Source organism: Arenibacter troitsensis (genome assembly GCF_900177645.1).
In the GTDB taxonomy this organism is placed as follows: domain Bacteria; phylum Bacteroidota; class Bacteroidia; order Flavobacteriales; family Flavobacteriaceae; genus Arenibacter; species Arenibacter troitsensis.
The window spans coordinates 116,219-132,616 of record NZ_FXAO01000003.1; the positions used below are offsets into that span (position 1 = coordinate 116,219).

A 16,398-nucleotide genomic window follows, 5' to 3' on the forward strand; every position below is an offset into this window, starting at 1 on the left:
CTATTTTTATGCCGCCATTAACCGTTCAATTATTTTTCATTGGGGGTTAACTTTAGCAATACCTTTTCATAATCTTCCTTAAAGTTGGCGTTCCACAATACTTCTTCGTTCTCGGGAAACACCAATTTAATATCCTCATTGATCAAGAATTTCCGTGGACAAGTACCGGGCCCGTTTTCCAGATAATCCAATGATTTTTTTAATCCTGCGGGTTCCCAAATAGCACAAAGGGGCTCTGGCAATCCACTTTTCCTAGTGGCAAAGGCAGTGGCCATTTTGTTCGGATTCCGTAGATTGATCAATTGTTCAAGTGCATCCTCATCCATTAAAGGCAGATCACAGGCCAAAACCAACCAAGCCACGTTTGGATTAAAATTGTGGGCACTTAATAGTCCGTTATAGGGGCCTTTAAATTTGTTTTGATCCACTATAAGGTTGTGATTTACAGAGAATTCCGAGGCCTGTTCTTCCCGGATGCTCATATAAGTATTGCCGCAAACCTTCTGCAGGAGTTGATATAAATATTCGCGTTGTGCAATGCCGTGGTATTCAATCAATCCCTTATCGGTTCCCATTCTGGTACTTTTTCCACCGGAAAGTACTAGACCATATATTTTTGTGGAGCTCATTATTTGTAGATATTATTTATTTTCCACACCAAGAACACGTTTGTTCCTAGTAGTGTATATGGGGAATTATCCTCCTATGGAGGTCATTGAATTTTCAAAAATTCCATCATATTTTTCCTGTTCCTCAAAACCAGTTTTGGATCGGCTGCCAATAGACTTAAGGATATGCCCTTTAATTTCGGATTCCACATTGTCCCCTCTCATCACTTCCCTTAGATTCATTCTAGGTTTACCGTAGAGGCAGGTGATTACATCGCCCGTGGCCGATATTCTTAGTCGATTACAACTCCCACAGAATGTTCTGGTAAAGGAGGGTATAATTCCAAAAGTGCCCTTGTGTCCTTTAATCTTGTAATTAATGGAGGTCGAGGTTTTGGGCGATTCCAGCTTTGTAATTTCTGGATATTCCGATTGAATATGGTCCAGTATTTTTTTATAGTCCCAAGTAATGCTGTTAAAGGACTTGGAACCACCATTGAATGGCATTTCTTCCAAAAACCGCACCGAAACCGGGTAATGTTTCATGACTTCGAGAATAGGAATTATATCCTGGGTATTCTGATTTTCGAGAGCTATAAAATTGATACGGACATTGAATCCTTCCGCTATCAATCGGATTAGATTGTTATATACGGTATCATATTGATTGCGTCTCGTTATCCGTTCAAAGGTATTCTTGTCAATGGCATCCAAACTAACATTGATGTTTTTGATGCCCAAGGTTTTTAATTCGGGAATATAGGGCCCTATCAAAGTGGCATTGGTGGTAATGGAAATATCGTTCAAACCTTCTAAAGTCGACAGTTTGCGCAATAATACCATTAGATCTTTCCTAACAAATGGTTCCCCACCTGTTATCCTTATTTTGTCTACGCCCTGCCCCACCATGATTTCACTTAGTTTACATAGTTCCTCTATGGTAAAAAGGGAGTCTTTTTCTGCAAAATTTATCCCTTCCGAAGGCATACAATAGTTGCACCGCAGATTACAACGATCGGTGACCGCCAGGCGCAGATAATTAATTTTCCTATTGTGATTGTCTATCAGCATTTTTCCTCTTTTTTTTCTCACTATGTAAGCTTTGAATGCTCCTACGTTTGCCAGTTCCTTTTAGGCAAGCCCTTGAGGTAATTGATTTATCCCCCGCTTACTGGTGGAATTAGTGCAATTTCATCAAAATTATCGATTATGGTATCATCATTTGCATAAGAATTATTCACAGCCACAGCCAAAGAAGATAATTTTTTCAATTCAGGGTACATTTTGCCCAAGTATTCCTTAAGCTCCTTAACAGTCTTGGATCTTTTCGATCCAAATTCGCTGGAGCTGGGCATGGACAAGGTTGAGCTTCCTATAATGTCTTTTGTAACACCAAAAAGTAATATTGTCATAATTATCCAATTAAAGGTTTAGTAGGGACCTTCATCAATTCTGGGAATTTTGAAAAGGGCTGTTGGGTAAATCTATTTCCCGTAGCCGCTTTTAAGGCATTGGCCACTGCTGCGCCTGCCGGAGGCAGTGTTGGCTCTCCCAATCCAGTTGGTGCCAGGTCGTTTTGTATAAGATGGGATTCCACCACTGGAATTTCTCCCATCCTGATCAATCTGTATTTGTCGTAATTCTGCGATTGAGGTTTTCCGTCCATAAAGCTCAGATCTCCGTACATGGCATGGCCTACCCCATCTATAACACCTCCTTCTATTTGATTTATGGCACCTAAAGGGTTTACTACAATTCCGCAATCTACCACACAGGTAATTTTTTTTACAACAGGCAGTCCGTGTTCAACCTCAACATCGGCCACTTCCGCTACATGGGAATTATGGCAATAATAGGCGGCAAAGCCTTGGAATACCCCCTCCGGTTTTTTGCCCCATCCGGATTTGTCCACGGCAACTTTAATGACATTTTGCATACGTTCCGGGGAATATTCAATTCGCTCGTCCACCGTGCCTTTAACCTTGTCCAATAAATCCAAACGTAACTTAATTCGGTCTACTTCCATAGTCTCGGCCAGTTCATCAAAAAAACTTTGTTCGGCAAAAGCCAAGAAATTGGTGTAGGGAGCTCTCCAGGCCCCAGTAGTAATATTGCTTTTGTAATTGGCTACATCCACTTGGTAATTCTCAATAGCACCGGCCGGAAAGAAATTAGGTATTAATCCGTACATGTTTTCATCAATGGCCGCCTCCTTTAAATGGTACGCAGTTACTTGACCGTCCTTTATGGCCGCTTTAATTCTGTATTTTATAGCTGGGCGATAGGTCCCCGCAGTCATGTCATCCTCACGGGAAAATACCAATTTTACCGGTTTTTTAATGGCATTGGCAATTTCCGCAACTTCATATACAAAATCAGCGTATAAGCGTCTTCCGAAACCTCCACCCATGCGTGTCATTTCCAAATGAACATCCTTTACATCCCTACCTAACATACCAGCTACCGCAGTGGCAGCGTATTCGGGTGTCTGCACAGGTCCAACCAAATGTATCTTTTCATCGGTAATGTTGGCGAAAAAATTCATAGGTTCCATGCAGTTGTGTGGTAGAAAGGGAGATTCGTAGGTACGCTCCAGTATTTTATCGGCCTGGGAAAATGCTTTATCAATATCCCCATCCTTTCTAAGGGTCTTGAACTCCTTGCCGTCCAACAGACCCAATAATTGATTATCCTGAAATTCCGTACTTTCCATAGCGCTGTCATCAACCCAAGTTGCGGATATGGCCTCTTTTGCTTTCATGGCTTCCCAAGTGGTTTTGGCTATGACTACCACTTTATCGCTTTTTCCCATAACCACGGTCCAGTTGCCCACGCCTTCCTTTGCAAGTTCCTTGGCCTTCTCCCCTATTCTAATGATATCCAAAACCCCGGGCATGGCCTTGGCTTTGGCATCATCATAGGAATTCAATATTTTTCCAAAAGCGGGAGGACGTAAAACACAGGCGTAAACCATGCCTTCAACCTTATAATCCAGGCCAAAAAGAGGCTTTCCCGTAATTATTTTATCAATATCCACATTAGGGGCATCCGTCCCTATAATTTTAAAATGCTTCGGATCTTTAAGTGTTACATTTTCCGGAACTTTCAATACGGCTGCTTCCCGGACTACTTCACCATAGCCTAAAGTCTCCCCTTTTGAATTGGTGATTACCCCTTCGGAGGTAGTGCATTCCGATGGATCCACACCCCATTTGGCAGCAGCAGCATTGACCAACATTTGACGGGCCGTAGCCCCCGTCTGCCGCAAGGGCTCCCATCCTAGTCGGATGGACTGACTCCCTCCGGCAAGCTGTCTGGAATAATTCTCGGTATCCAAAATTCCCTGCTGCACATAAACGTTCTTCCATGCTACGTCCAATTCTTCCGCAATCAACATGGGCATAGCTGTTTTAACACCCTGCCCTATTTCTGGATTGGGTGAGAAAATGGTTACCGCGCCATTATCGGCAATTTTTATAAACGCATTGAAATCATTAAAATTTAACTGGGAAATATCTACAGGGGGTTGCGCTTTCGGTTTACAGGCCGTAAATAGATTAAAGCCAATAAGAAGTCCACCACTGGCTAATGATGATGTCCTAATAAATGCCCGTCTGTTGAATGTTATTGATGATGTCGACATAATTTTTTTAGTTTTTTGTCCTCAATAGTCCGAGGATTTCATTTTTTGAGGTAAGCTTATAAGTAACCTATATTCCCGAAAGGAATAGCCTAACCTATTTTGGTAGCGGCAATTTCTACCGCCCTATGAATTCTGGTGTAGGCAGCACATCTGCAAATGTTGCCATGCATGGCCGTTTTAATTTCGTCCGAGGTCGGATTGGGATTATGGTCCAAGAAGGCAGAGGCTGTCATGATTTGACCAGCCTGACAATAACCGCATTGGGGAACATCTACCTCTTTCCAGGCCAACTGAACGGGGTGGTCTCCCTTTTCAGAAAGTCCTTCAATTGTGGTGATTTTCTGTTCCGCTATGGAAGCAATGGGCAAAGAACAACTTCTTACCGCTTTGCCATCCAAATGAACAGTGCAGGCCCCACATTGGGCAATCCCACAGCCATACTTTGTCCCTGCCAAATCCAAATGATCTCGAAGTACCCATAATAACGGGGTATCTTCGGCAACATCTACATTTTTGGAAACTCCGTTTACATTGATTTCGAATTTTGGCATGGTCGCTGTTTTATAGGTTGTTAAAATAAATACTCTACAAGTTACCAAAATTACGGCAAGCCTATGTCATTTTAACAGTTTGTTAAGGGGTGCCTTCCGTTAATTGATAACATTTGTTTTGTAGTACAACAAATATGTTTTAATAAAGATTGGGATAAGTGGAATCCTCCAAATCTAAAGCGAACTTTTATCCAAAAAACATTCTACATTGGGATGCAACCATAAAAAGGAAGCAGGTAGGTAGGTGGTTATTTCCCTGTTCAATAATTTTTTTATGGCTTTTTTCTTGCTAGGACCGGTTACCAGCAGAATAATTTTTTTAGATTTTAGAATGTTGGCCATGCCCAAGGTTAAGCCATATGAAGGCCTGGTCTGCATTTTATTGGCCATGGGATGTTTTAAGGAAGACTCGCTTAAGTTGGCAATATGACAATCGGGAATCAGGTTTTTTGATGGTTCGTTAAATCCTAAATGTCCATTTTTTCCTAGACCTAGGATGCAAATATCTATTGGACCATGTTCCTGGATTTCGTTTTCCATCCGGTAGCATTCCTTTTTTGCGTCCGTTGGGCTACTATCAAAAGCCAAATAATTTCTTTTTGGAATTTGCAAAGGTTCCAAAAGTTTTTCTTCAAGATAATAATCATTGGTACTGTTATAATGTCCATTGGTCCCACCCCATTCATCCAGTTTTATAATTTTTATTTCCTTAAAAATCTTGGGATCATTTTTATGGGACGCCACTACTTTTTCATAAAGCCTGTTGGGCGAATAGCCCGTAGCGGTACAGATCAATTGCTGTGGTTTTGCTTTTAAATTGGCCAAAAGGGAATCAAAAGCCATTTGGCTCATACCCTCATAATCGTCGCAGTAGTATATATTCATAACAAACCCGGGCATTAACCTCCGCAGGGATATGTAAAATACAAAAATTTGGCATTGCAAGGGCATGTAAGCCAAGTTTTCATTTCTACCTTTTACATATTAAAGCACATTATTTTGGTTGGCAAGATAGGCTTCAGATTTTCCAATAAGCAGGATTATGCGCTATTTTCTGGGATGGCCCTATAAAAAATTATCTCATCTATGTTTCGGGACACCTTTTAAATGGGACACTTTAGAATGTGAATAAAGTCTTTAACAAATATTAACACCTAATTTTAAAAGAAGTATAATTTTAAATAGTTTTGAACGTTCTGCTAGGTGAACGTTAAAAATTATGAAAATGAAATTATATATTAAGTTAGCGGCTATCTGTTTCAGTTTAGCCTTATTTGTATCTTGTGGAAATGCGGATGACGATGTGGAATTCGGCGTAAATGGAGGCGGCGATCTGGGTCTTGGCAAACCTGTGGACGATTGTCTAAATTTAGGCGATGGCGAATTGGTATTGTCCATACAAGATCAATATACCACTCTGCCGGGTAAAGTATCCATCTTTTTTAAGGTGTCCGATACAGACGGAGATCCGGTCCCTGGATTGACGGCAAACCAGTTTACCATTTATGAGCAGGGTAGGAATGATGAATGTTTCAGCACCATTTCTACAACGGAATCCTTTGCCAGGATTTCCCCCAATTCACAAATTTTTAATAACAATACTATTTTGGTGCTGGATTTGAGTAACAGTGTTTTGAGTAGTAGTATGGAAGAATTAAAAACGGCTTCCGCAAGTTTCGTAAACAATGTTATGCCTGTATCCGATACGGAATCCTTTAAAATGGCCATTTATTGGTTTGATGGGGAGGATAAATTGCATGTGCTCAACGAATTGACCCATGTTAAACAGGACCTTTTAAATTCTATTGATGGGATTAACGCCAATATTAGCAATGATCCTTCCACCGATCTATACGGTGCCGTGATCAAAGCTACGGACAAGGCGGAAAAGTTATTGGCGGCAAGTACTACCAATGACCGAATCGGCGCTGCCTCGGTGGTTATTTTTACCGATGGTACCGATCAGGCTTCCCGTTATACCCAATCTGCAGCTTTGAAAAAGGTGGATAATGCCAACAAGAACATTGCTTTCTTCAGTATAGGTTTGGGAGCCGAAATTGATACCGATGTTTTGGGAAAAATAGGAAAGACATTTAGTGTATTTGCCGGGAATAAGGAGCAGTTGGAAACAACATTTAACGATATTTCCTTCAGGGTTTCGGAACAGGCCAATAGTTTTTACCTTTTTGAATACTGTAGTCCAAAACGTGATGGAAGCGGTGAAAACAATCTTGCCATTCAAGTAAAGGAAGGGAATAGACAGGGAGCGGTACAAACAAAATTTAACGCAAAAGGATTTACGGGAGGTTGTGAATAACTAGCCTTAAGTTTCTTTATATCAAAAAGTTAGAGCATCAAATTAATTTGATGCTCTTTTTTTTTGTTAAAATATATTCAGCGCGAAACGTCTTTTTTTGCTAAATGACCGTATAACCTTACAGAAAACTATTTGTAAATTTTTAACAATTAAGAAATGAAAAAAGTAACGTTAGTTGGTTTAATGGGTATGGCAGTATTAGCCTCCTGTGTATCTAAGAAAAAATATGTAGCCTTGGAAGGGGATTTGTCCAATACCAAAAGTATGTTGACTAAAACCCAAGTGGAGAAAGAGGAATTGGAATCCAAAGTCTCTAAAATTGAGGCAAGAGTTGCGGAATACAATGAAAAAATAAATTCTCTACAGGAAATTAATGATTCCCAATATTCCTCTATTGATGATGTTGCCGTAATGAGCAACAACACCAAGAAAAAAATGAGGGCTACTTTGGCCAAAATAGATCCCAGTGAATTGGCAAAGGCCCAAACCTTGGAAGATTCCATGAACCTAGCTATTTCCTATAATTTGAAGAAATCCATTTCCGATGAGGAAGATGATGTTATTGTAGATATCAACAAAACTGTTGTGATGATCAATATTTCGGATAAATTATTGTTCAATTCCGGGAGTTATAGGGTAAGCAATAAAGCCAACACCATATTGGCAAAATTGGCCGAAGTTATCAATTCCGAGCCTAGTATGGAAGTTATGGTGGAAGGGCATACGGATTCCAGAACCATTAATACCGAAATGTTCCAGGATAACTGGGATCTTAGTGTGAAAAGAGCCACGTCTATTGTTCGACTTTTGCAGAACAAATACAATGTTGATCCTGCTAATTTAATCGCTGCAGGCAGAAGCAGCTATATGCCTTTGGTAGAAAACAATAGCAAGGAGAATATGGCCATTAACAGACGTACTAGAATTGTAATTATTCCAAATTTGGATAAGTTTTTCGCACTTTTGGATGCTGAATCATTATAGAACACTACCATTAACTATAATTATTGTTTAGCTAAAAAACCCGATGCATGGCATCGGGTTTTTTGTTCCGTAAATTTTGGGAACTTGAGATGGGTTTATTCTATTTCTGGGATTCCTTTATATTGAGCACCTTTAATATTTTGTGAAAAACTTCATTGTTTTCATAAACACCTTGAAACTCCTGTGAATGGGGTCCGTAAGCAAAAATAGGAACCATGGTGGCCGTATGGTCATCGGTAGTGAAGTCGCCCTCCACCATACTCATTTCCATATTTCCCTGAGGCATGGTAAACCCGGATGTTTCATGATCTGCAGTTATGACCACTAATGTGTTACCAGTTTTATCCGCGAATTTTATGGCCTCGGCTATAGCCACGTCAAAATCTATCCCCTCTGTAACAATGCCCGCTACTTCGTTCTTATGTCCATAGGAGTCTATTTGTGCAGCTTCCACCATTAAAAAAAATGGTTTTTTCTTGCCATTTAAGAATTCAAGCCCATTTCTAGTGGCTTCCGCCAGTATATTCCCCCTGCCTTCCAAAAAGCTTGGAACATCATTTTGGGCAATGAACAATCCTATTTTATCCTTCTTGCTTGTTCCAAGTTCATGAACGTCCTTCAAAATTGAAAAACCGTTCCCCTCAAGATTCGCATGGCTAAAACTGGATTCCCCTCCCCCAACAAAAAGGGAGAGCCTGCTATTCAATAAATCTTTGGCAATACCCTCGGTATCGTCCCTGTCCTTTTGATGGGCATAGAATGAACTTGGGGTGGCTCCCACAATTTTATCCGTAGTGATACATCCGGTTACAAATTGATGTTGATCCAATAATTCGGTAATATTTCTTAGGGGTCGGCCGTTAGGAGCCATACCAATGGACCTATTATAGGTTTTGGTCCCCGTGGCCAAGGCGGTACCTGCAGCAGCGGAGTCTGTGGTGAAATCGTCCGAGGATTGCGTTTTAATAAACCCTATGCTTTTCAACTGCGTCAGGGTAAGGCTACCGCCATTGGCCAATACCGATGAAGAAATTTGCGTAAGCCCATTGCCATCACCGATGAGCAATATTACATTTTTTACAGACTTTTCAGTTTGGTCGGACTTGTAAGTAGGTTTGTAAACATTGGATTTGGCCTTGTTGTAAAAAACCCTGTTTTCCAATGTTTCCAAATATACCGATGCCTTGTCCGGCATGTCCGTATTAATATAGTCCACACCTAAATCATGCAAGGCCTTCCAAGCGGTCTTGGAATCTGGAGTAGCCCAAAAACGGAAGGGCTTGTTGTAGGAGTGCGCCTTGTCTATGGTAGACTTTACCTTGTGCAAATCCCCTTCAGTTAGTCTTCCTTTTCCGTTCCATCCGGAAAACTTATAAAATGGCAAGCTAATTAAGGCTACCTTGTCCCAGGCCTCCTTGTTGGGAATATGCTCCAAGGTCTGATAATCGAATTTAATGAAAGACGGATAATTCCCGTATTCTTCCGGTTGTGGCCTGTTTCCCGATATGACCATGCTAATATTGGGATTATTGATAATGTTGGGATACTTTTCCAATACATCCACTATTTTTTTCAGGGTCGAGTAGGTTTCCGATTTTATATCTATCAATAGCTGCAACTCCTGGTGTTCGCCAAGCTGTAGTTCCATAACATTGTTCATTGGGCCCAAATACAAGCTTTCCATGGTGTGGCTTGGAATAATATCTTTCTCGTCATGGGTAGCATATAAAGTGTCATTTTTAAGAAATACATCTACCTCAATAGAGTTGGCACCATGTGCATACGCATCCCAGAAGGGTGCCGTTTGCAAATAATCATTATGGGAATGTATTTTAAATGAATTTGTTTTCTGACCCAATACGATTTGAAGGGACAGTAAAAACATAAATAAAAAAAAGCGATTGGTAGTAAGCATTGAAATTGATTTTTAGGTCTATCGATGTTAAAATTTATGGTGCAAAAAACTTTCTTGACCGTTAAATTGCCAGTGAAATAAAATGGACTTGACCAATTTAAACAAAACAAAATAATTAATCTGTAGAAATTGTAAGATAAGGTTAAGTTAACCAAGAAATAATCCGTCCCTAATATTGCCCATTACAAATGATATCAGGAAAGACCTCCAAAGAAGTTAAATCATATAAACATACTTGATGGTAGGGTTTTTGGCGAGATAATTGTTTTAATAATAACAACCCTTATCAACCTATGTTCGTAACGAATGCTAAAGACTAAAATTTGTAACACTTAAAAAAGAATATCATGGTTGTAATCAACGACATCTTTAAGTATAGTGCCATCAGTGAACTATCCCATGGGTTTAAGGGCCTGGCCATAACTATTTTCGCCTGTATTGTATGCATCCTATTTACAATGCTTTACTGGATACTTGCCTATGGGGATAGTGTGCGGATTTCTTTTGGATATTAGTACTAACGTAATATTAGTGCATTCCTAAAATTCCCTTCCCCAGATTTTAGGTCGATCAGAAATCCATTGATAACGGCATACCGAGGTTTGCCCTGTTGTTCCAGTATAAAATTCGGAATAACGCCTACCCTCATTTTAAATTCCGGAACTTTATAATCCTTTCCTATTACATTTAAGGGAAAGGATACATAATTTTCACCTTTGGGAATGTTCTCTACCCTCACGTAGGTGAAGCCCGATCGTAGTAAATCCAAAGCTTTTAATTGGGACACCTCTTTTATAGAGGCTAGGATTTTTGGATATACCTTTCCTCCTACCATAGTGTATCCCTTTCCTTCCAAGGTTTCATATCCATAATAGGTAGATAGATCGCCTTGGTCCACTACCCTGCTACTGTTATAATAGGTTTTGTGCGATGCGTCATCAACCTCCAATTGGTGTATCCCCACATCCAAAGTATAATTTTTCCCCAACAAGTTGTATGTAAGGTTATTGAGTTTTAGATCGAACAGTTTTCGGTCATTTTCGGGGATTTTGTCGTATTCCGAAATGGGAATGTTTTTATAATTGCCATTGGCGATACTATAGATGGCGGATAGAATTGAAACATAGTTCAATTTTCTAATTTCCTGTTTTTCCGGATCACTTTTATAACCTCCAGATTCTATTAAAATGGCACTTGTGCCCCATTTTTGAATGTTGTCCCCAAAGGCCCTAGGCTCAAAATCGTCATTATAGCGCCCTACCTGTCCCGGGGCATATTTTTGAATAATTTGATTCATATAGACGATAACCTTCATGGCATTGGCCCGTACCTCATTGATATCCTTTTCATAATTAAAAGCAGGCGCCAAATAGGAAATGGTAGCGGGCTTATCTGTCCTTTCCGCGTTGTAATAAGTGATCTGGTCATGAAGATTAAAACCGAAATCCGCATCCAAACTGTCCCTTACCCTTTTTAAGGTCCTTCCCTCGGGCGACTGTAAGGAAAGTGCATCCCTATTGATATCTATTCCCAAGGTATTTCTCCTTTGATAAACTTCTGCCCCATCCGGATTGAGCATAGGCAAGAAGTGCAACTTTAAATTCTTTAAAATGTTTTCCTTTTCACTTTTAAAATCGCTACTGGTCAAAAAATTGAAAATATCAAATATAGCTTGGGTGGCCGTGGGCTCGTCCCCGTGCATTTGTGACCATAGAAAAACATCTGTAGTTCCCGTACCAATACTTATTAGGGAAAGACTGCGCCCTTCTATGGATTTTCCAACAACCTTTACCTTAAATTTTGGGTTGACGGATAATTTGGTGATAAGTGGCTGAATATTATTGTGTTTTATCCTTCTTTTATCCAAAGAAGGTTCCTTGTATTTTTCATAAGTCGTATACAAGTTGGAAGTAAAATCCTTTTCCTGCCCAAAGCTTGAAAATACAATTAGTAAACAAATGATAAGGGCGAATTTATATGATGTCATATGATTATTTTGCAATTGGTGTAGGTTTAAAATTAAGTTTTTTGGTAGCTCTTTTTACTCTTCTTAAAAATTTTTCTCCAGGATCGGTTTTTACGGTCCTGTACCCTTCATCCTTCTCCAACCACAATTCATGATCTTCAAATAGGGTATATTCATAGTGACCTATCACATAATCTATATCATATTTGGATTTCAAATATTTCACCAGCCATTTGTTGGATCTTAATTGTGCCCTGGTGAGTTTGGCATCCCCGGTTCCCCCAACATTTTCAATACCAATGGCGCAATGGTTTAGACCAATCACATGTCTGGCCATAGTGGTTTCCGGCATAAGCCTGTAAATTGTACCGTCTTGATCTACAAGGAATTGGGAAGATACATTTAAACCACTGGCGGAGCTTATCTCTGGCCTCCAATCCGGTAAGGTAGGCAGCTCAAAGGCCTGGTACGATTTTTCCAGAGTGGGGATTACGGTCCAGTGCAGTACTACCATCTTGGGCGTTATAAGCGGTTCTTCTTGGACAAGACCATAATGATCCGACATATATTCCAAAGTGAGATCTTTTCGCTCTTCGTTAAAAATAATGGGTTTGTCTATTATTTCATGATGTACGGAACATGAAATGGACATAAAAAGGGAATACAAGAGAACTATTTTCTTCATTATTGGTAGGCATATAAACTTAGGGAATAAAGATACAATATCATTTCATTTCCGTGGAATCCCTTTTTACCCTGTATTGGATGGTAATTTTTTTTCGCCCCCATTGCAAGGCTTTTTCCTTGTCCTCCCCCATATAGATGTCGATCCTATTTTTCCATTTGGAATGCATTTTATCCTTCACCAGATAAATACTGCTATCCCCTTTTATTTTTACTTGGGTATTGTAATCCAAACCCAAGGGAATCAAGTCTTTGGAAACGGCAATTATTTTCATTCCCGGTTTTATGGAATCGCCCCAGGCGGTAATTCCTGGATGGATCTTAGAGGTTTGTGAAGGAAAGGAATTATATGCCGTGGCAGTTACCCTAAGTTTTTTCCAGATATAACCATCATCCACAATTTTTTCCTTGCAGGAAGCCATGGTAAAAAGCACGGCTGTCCACACCAACCATATTGTTCGTCTCCGACCCTTAAAACACAATGTACCCACACTATTATTCACACCGATTTTTTTGGATTAATACCCCCTTTACATAGAGGTATTGGTAATAAGTAAATTACTAATTACTAGATTTTGTTTTTATCGCTATACCATCTTTTCAACCATTTGGAAATTCCCTCCAAGCCGGGATAAATGATTCTTTCGGTAATGTTTGCCTGATCCAACTTATCCCTTATTTCCCACTTTAAACCTGATGGAATAATTACTTTTTTTAAATATTTGGGATGGTTTTTAAGCCATTCCAACGGACTGGAATCCGGATCTAGCATAAATGAAAAAAGGGCAAATTGGTTTATGATACGGTCATCAAGGGATGGTGGCTCAAAAAATATCATGGTATTGGTGTTCCTACTTGAAAAATCATATAGTTCCTCTATAGAATTACCTATCGTCTGTTTTAGTTCCATAGAGCTAAAATAGAAAATATCCTTGCTTAAAATGGGCGTTTTGAGTTCCTCCGGCAGGTGTTCCCTTAGGGCTACATAGTTTACCATCCAGATAGCTCCATCCATATTATAGGTGCCCATATCCTCTGTTAAAAAATGTAGTGCAACATTTGGGGAGTGGGTCCAATCAATTAGTCTTGTAGGAAGTCCGTGGTGCTGTCCCAAGGAGATCCAGTTCCAAAGGTTGTTATAATCATCGATCAAGGTGTTAATGGGCGAGTATTTCCTGAAGTTTCTGATCATGGTGGCTTCTACCTTAGACGGAATTCTCCCCAATCTTTGAAGGCTTGTCTCTAATCCAAATTGGGCATTATAGACCCCCCTATACGCATATGGAGATCGAAATCTATCGATCTTATTGTCCTTTTCATTGAACAAATATGCTTGTAGTTCCAGCCAACTTTTAGGTTCAAATAATTCGAAATCTGCCATTTATCTGAATAATTTAAGTATGGACCCAACTTGGATCCCCATTATACTACATAATCTATAGCCACTATAAGTGATGAGGCCTGGACTTGTTTGGGGCGATGCACTTCTATTCCGATATAAACAAAAACGACGACCATTTTTTCATACGCCAGGATAACTCAGTCTATTGGATAGATAGCAAGTATTAAAGATAATAAAAAGTGTTCGCTTGTAATTGCAAAAGCTTGGTTATGTAAAATTCTTAGGCGGCTCTTCAGTTCGGCATTTTTTGCAAAAAGTATATGGAACGGAGGCCGATCCTTGTATTCTGAAAAGTTTTTTGTACAATTATTAAATCCACCTACATCCTTTTAAAACGACTAGTCCCCTATTTTTGATGTCGGTAAATTTTGAAAATATCATATAATGTCCCTTTCACCACATAAATGACCTATTTCCCAACATTAATTTCATAACAGCGCACAAGCATCCTACTTTAGCAGTGTAATAAAAAAGAAATAATAATTTTTTCATTTTCATATAGTGTTCTCGTAAAAGAGCTTTGTCCCAAAGGATAAGGCTCTTTTTAGTTTTAGGCCTTTAGGGATTGCCATTAAATATGAAACAATTGTTTTATTAATATATTGGTACCTTGGATCACTCCCCTACTTCAACTATCTGTGCATTGGCCATAAACAATTCCTGCATCCGCTCCATACGGTGATCGAACTTGGTGGAAAAAATAGCATACTGACACCTGTCCAAGCTTTCAGGGATCCGGATAACATCGGAAAAAGGGCTGGGCTTGGACAAGAACTCCGAGTCATCTACAATAAATAACTTTAGTTTCCCTAGATTAATACCGTTGAGGTAAAAGATTTTGCTCAATCTTTTTGGGGTGGCAATAACAATATCCACTCCCTCAAAAATTTCATTTCTCTGCGCTTCAATATTGTGCTCCTCGTATACTGGGTATATGCGCAGATCCATTCTTCTTGTAAAGCGTTCAAATTCACTTTGCAGGGCCAATACGGCATCTTTGTCCTTAACAAAGATCAAAGCTCTTGGAGCCTCTTCAAAAGCAGCACAGTTTAATTTTTGAAGCGTACTAATTATGATGGAGGTAGTTTTACCGGCACCGTCGGGGGCTATTCCAAAAACATTGCCCCCTCCTTTAATCTTTGAGAGGATTGCTTTTTGAAATGGAAGAGGTTCTTTAATTCCCTGTTGCTCCAACGCCACTTTTAACTGTTCCTGTATTTTTTTGAATGCCATATATTGATATTAACTACTTCAATTTTTTAATCCTTTATTTTGGCAGATAACAAGTTTCCCTTGCCAAACCACAACTTTTGACCACTTCACAACAATAGTTTCCATATCAAGGTTATCTATACTACTTTGGCTATGTAATAAAGAAATAAAAGATTTTTCATTTTCATATAGTGTTCTCGTAAAAGAGCTTTGTCCTAAAAGACAAGGCTCTTTTTAGTTTCTAAGGTTTTGTAAAATTAAAGGGTTAAGGGATCCAGTTGTTCTTACCAAAATTTGGTTTTCGTTTTTCCAAAAAGGCATTCCTTCCCTCTTTTGCTTCCTCCGTCATATAGGCCAATCTTGTTGCTTCCCCTGCAAATACCTGCTGCCCTACCATTCCGTCGTCGGTAAGGTTCATGGCAAATTTTAGCATCTTAATGGAGGTTGGCGATTTTTCAAGTATTTCCTGGGCCCAATCGTAAGCCGTATCTTCCAATTCCTCATGGGGGATAACCGCATTTACCATGCCCATTTCCAAAGCATCCTGGGCCGAATAATTTCTACCTAGGAAAAATATTTCCCTGGCCTTTTTTTGTCCCACCATCTTGGCCAGGTAGGCCGATCCGTACCCACCGTCAAAACTGGTTACGTCCGCATCCGTTTGTTTAAAGATGGCGTGCTCCTTACTTGCTAAAGTAAGATCGCAGACCACATGCAAACTATGGCCTCCCCCAACGGCCCAACCCGGTACCACGGCAATGACCACTTTGGGCATAAACCTTATTAATCGCTGTACTTCCAAAATATTTAAGCGGTGCATGCCGTCTTCCCCAACATAACCCTTATGTCCCCTAGCTTTTTGGTCCCCTCCACTGCAAAAGGAATATACCCCATCCTTGGTAGACGGACCTTCGGCAGAAAGTAACACAACCCCAATACTGGTATCTTCCTGGGCATCATAGAATGCCTGGTATAATTCGCTTGTAGTTTTTGGCCTAAAAGCATTCCTAACATTTGGTCTATTAAAGGCTATTCGGGCAACGCCATCACATTTTTTATAAGTGATATCCTCAAATTCCTTAACTACTTTCCAATCAATTTTTTTCTGCATTTCAA

The 16,398-nt window shown here is 39.7% G+C and carries 16 protein-coding genes; 3 read left to right on the plus strand and 13 right to left on the minus strand.

Annotated features, from left to right (window positions below; genetic code table 11):
• Positions 1–29: 29 nt before the first annotated feature.
• The 6 genes from B9Y87_RS07600 to B9Y87_RS07625 all read right to left on the minus strand — a co-directional run bounded on the left by B9Y87_RS07600 (position 30) and on the right by B9Y87_RS07625 (position 5,687).
• Complete coding sequence (locus B9Y87_RS07600; protein ID WP_085497783.1) at positions 30–629, minus strand: NTP transferase domain-containing protein; 600 nt, start codon at positions 627–629, stop codon at positions 30–32.
• Positions 630–695: 66 nt separating this feature from the next.
• On the minus strand, positions 696–1,679 hold the full coding sequence (gene moaA / locus B9Y87_RS07605; protein WP_085497785.1) for a GTP 3',8-cyclase MoaA: 984 nt from the start codon (positions 1,677–1,679) through the stop codon (positions 696–698).
• An 86-nt stretch (positions 1,680–1,765) separates the two neighbouring features.
• Positions 1,766–2,020 carry a MoaD/ThiS family protein gene (locus B9Y87_RS07610; RefSeq protein ID WP_072861390.1) on the minus strand — a complete coding sequence of 85 codons (255 nt, stop codon included), beginning with the start codon at positions 2,018–2,020 and terminating at the stop codon, positions 1,766–1,768.
• 2 nt (positions 2,021–2,022) lie between these two features.
• A complete protein-coding gene (locus B9Y87_RS07615) occupies positions 2,023–4,251 on the minus strand; it encodes a xanthine dehydrogenase family protein molybdopterin-binding subunit (protein WP_085497786.1) in 2,229 nt (742 codons plus the stop codon).
• Positions 4,252–4,340: 89 nt separating this feature from the next.
• Positions 4,341–4,802 (minus strand): (2Fe-2S)-binding protein, encoded by a 462-nt coding sequence (locus tag B9Y87_RS07620; protein WP_085497788.1) that lies wholly within the window; start codon positions 4,800–4,802, stop codon positions 4,341–4,343.
• 174 nt (positions 4,803–4,976) lie between these two features.
• Positions 4,977–5,687: a 6-phosphogluconolactonase gene (locus B9Y87_RS07625; protein WP_176225612.1), complete on the minus strand. Its 711-nt coding sequence runs from the start codon at positions 5,685–5,687 to the stop codon at positions 4,977–4,979.
• A 340-nt stretch (positions 5,688–6,027) separates the two neighbouring features.
• On the opposite strand from B9Y87_RS07625, the gene B9Y87_RS07630 reads away from it, so the two are divergent.
• The gene (locus B9Y87_RS07630; RefSeq protein ID WP_085498462.1) at positions 6,028–7,119 is read left to right on the plus strand and encodes a vWA domain-containing protein; all 1,092 of its coding nucleotides are present in this window, start codon (positions 6,028–6,030) and stop codon (positions 7,117–7,119) included.
• Between the two features lie 156 nt (positions 7,120–7,275).
• A complete protein-coding gene (locus B9Y87_RS07635) occupies positions 7,276–8,103 on the plus strand; it encodes an OmpA/MotB family protein (protein WP_085497792.1) in 828 nt (275 codons plus the stop codon).
• A gap of 100 nt (positions 8,104–8,203) precedes the next feature.
• Here the strand turns inward: B9Y87_RS07635 and B9Y87_RS07640 are convergent, their stop codons facing one another.
• Positions 8,204–10,018 (minus strand): alkaline phosphatase, encoded by a 1,815-nt coding sequence (locus B9Y87_RS07640; RefSeq protein WP_245808674.1) that lies wholly within the window; start codon positions 10,016–10,018, stop codon positions 8,204–8,206.
• 347 nt (positions 10,019–10,365) lie between these two features.
• Here B9Y87_RS07640 and B9Y87_RS21915 point away from each other — a divergent pair, with 347 nt between their 5' ends.
• A complete protein-coding gene (locus B9Y87_RS21915; RefSeq protein WP_176225613.1) occupies positions 10,366–10,533 on the plus strand; it encodes a hypothetical protein in 168 nt (55 codons plus the stop codon).
• 2 nt (positions 10,534–10,535) lie between these two features.
• On the opposite strand, the gene B9Y87_RS07645 is transcribed toward B9Y87_RS21915, so the two are convergent.
• The 6 genes from B9Y87_RS07645 to B9Y87_RS07670 all read right to left on the minus strand — a co-directional run bounded on the left by B9Y87_RS07645 (position 10,536) and on the right by B9Y87_RS07670 (position 16,393).
• Positions 10,536–12,005 (minus strand): M14 family metallopeptidase, encoded by a 1,470-nt coding sequence (locus tag B9Y87_RS07645; RefSeq protein ID WP_085497793.1) that lies wholly within the window; start codon positions 12,003–12,005, stop codon positions 10,536–10,538.
• Between the two features lie 4 nt (positions 12,006–12,009).
• Complete coding sequence (locus B9Y87_RS07650) at positions 12,010–12,669, minus strand: peptidoglycan recognition protein family protein (protein ID WP_085497795.1); 660 nt, start codon at positions 12,667–12,669, stop codon at positions 12,010–12,012.
• A 40-nt stretch (positions 12,670–12,709) separates the two neighbouring features.
• The gene (locus B9Y87_RS07655; RefSeq protein ID WP_245808675.1) at positions 12,710–13,171 is read right to left on the minus strand and encodes a 3D domain-containing protein; all 462 of its coding nucleotides are present in this window, start codon (positions 13,169–13,171) and stop codon (positions 12,710–12,712) included.
• A gap of 65 nt (positions 13,172–13,236) precedes the next feature.
• A complete protein-coding gene (locus tag B9Y87_RS07660; protein ID WP_085497799.1) occupies positions 13,237–14,049 on the minus strand; it encodes an FRG domain-containing protein in 813 nt (270 codons plus the stop codon).
• 636 nt (positions 14,050–14,685) lie between these two features.
• Positions 14,686–15,303 (minus strand): DEAD/DEAH box helicase, encoded by a 618-nt coding sequence (locus B9Y87_RS07665; protein WP_085497801.1) that lies wholly within the window; start codon positions 15,301–15,303, stop codon positions 14,686–14,688.
• A gap of 244 nt (positions 15,304–15,547) precedes the next feature.
• A complete protein-coding gene (locus B9Y87_RS07670; protein WP_245808676.1) occupies positions 15,548–16,393 on the minus strand; it encodes a 1,4-dihydroxy-2-naphthoyl-CoA synthase in 846 nt (281 codons plus the stop codon).
• Between the last annotated feature and the right edge of the window lie 5 nt (positions 16,394–16,398).

Coding starts and splice junctions, on each gene's coding strand:
- B9Y87_RS07600 (WP_085497783.1), bottom strand. CDS start 629: ATGAGCTCCACAAAAATATATGGTCTAGTACTTTCCGGTGGAAAAAGT.
- moaA (WP_085497785.1), bottom strand. CDS start 1,679: ATGCTGATAGACAATCACAATAGGAAAATTAATTATCTGCGCCTGGCG.
- B9Y87_RS07610 (WP_072861390.1), bottom strand. CDS start 2,020: ATGACAATATTACTTTTTGGTGTTACAAAAGACATTATAGGAAGCTCA.
- B9Y87_RS07615 (WP_085497786.1), bottom strand. CDS start 4,251: ATGTCGACATCATCAATAACATTCAACAGACGGGCATTTATTAGGACA.
- B9Y87_RS07620 (WP_085497788.1), bottom strand. CDS start 4,802: ATGCCAAAATTCGAAATCAATGTAAACGGAGTTTCCAAAAATGTAGAT.
- B9Y87_RS07625 (WP_176225612.1), bottom strand. CDS start 5,687: ATGAATATATACTACTGCGACGATTATGAGGGTATGAGCCAAATGGCT.
- B9Y87_RS07630 (WP_085498462.1), top strand. CDS start 6,028: ATGAAATTATATATTAAGTTAGCGGCTATCTGTTTCAGTTTAGCCTTA.
- B9Y87_RS07635 (WP_085497792.1), top strand. CDS start 7,276: ATGAAAAAAGTAACGTTAGTTGGTTTAATGGGTATGGCAGTATTAGCC.
- B9Y87_RS07640 (WP_245808674.1), bottom strand. CDS start 10,018: ATGCTTACTACCAATCGCTTTTTTTTATTTATGTTTTTACTGTCCCTT.
- B9Y87_RS21915 (WP_176225613.1), top strand. CDS start 10,366: ATGGTTGTAATCAACGACATCTTTAAGTATAGTGCCATCAGTGAACTA.
- B9Y87_RS07645 (WP_085497793.1), bottom strand. CDS start 12,005: ATGACATCATATAAATTCGCCCTTATCATTTGTTTACTAATTGTATTT.
- B9Y87_RS07650 (WP_085497795.1), bottom strand. CDS start 12,669: ATGAAGAAAATAGTTCTCTTGTATTCCCTTTTTATGTCCATTTCATGT.
- B9Y87_RS07660 (WP_085497799.1), bottom strand. CDS start 14,049: ATGGCAGATTTCGAATTATTTGAACCTAAAAGTTGGCTGGAACTACAA.
- B9Y87_RS07665 (WP_085497801.1), bottom strand. CDS start 15,303: ATGGCATTCAAAAAAATACAGGAACAGTTAAAAGTGGCGTTGGAGCAA.
- B9Y87_RS07670 (WP_245808676.1), bottom strand. CDS start 16,393: ATGCAGAAAAAAATTGATTGGAAAGTAGTTAAGGAATTTGAGGATATC.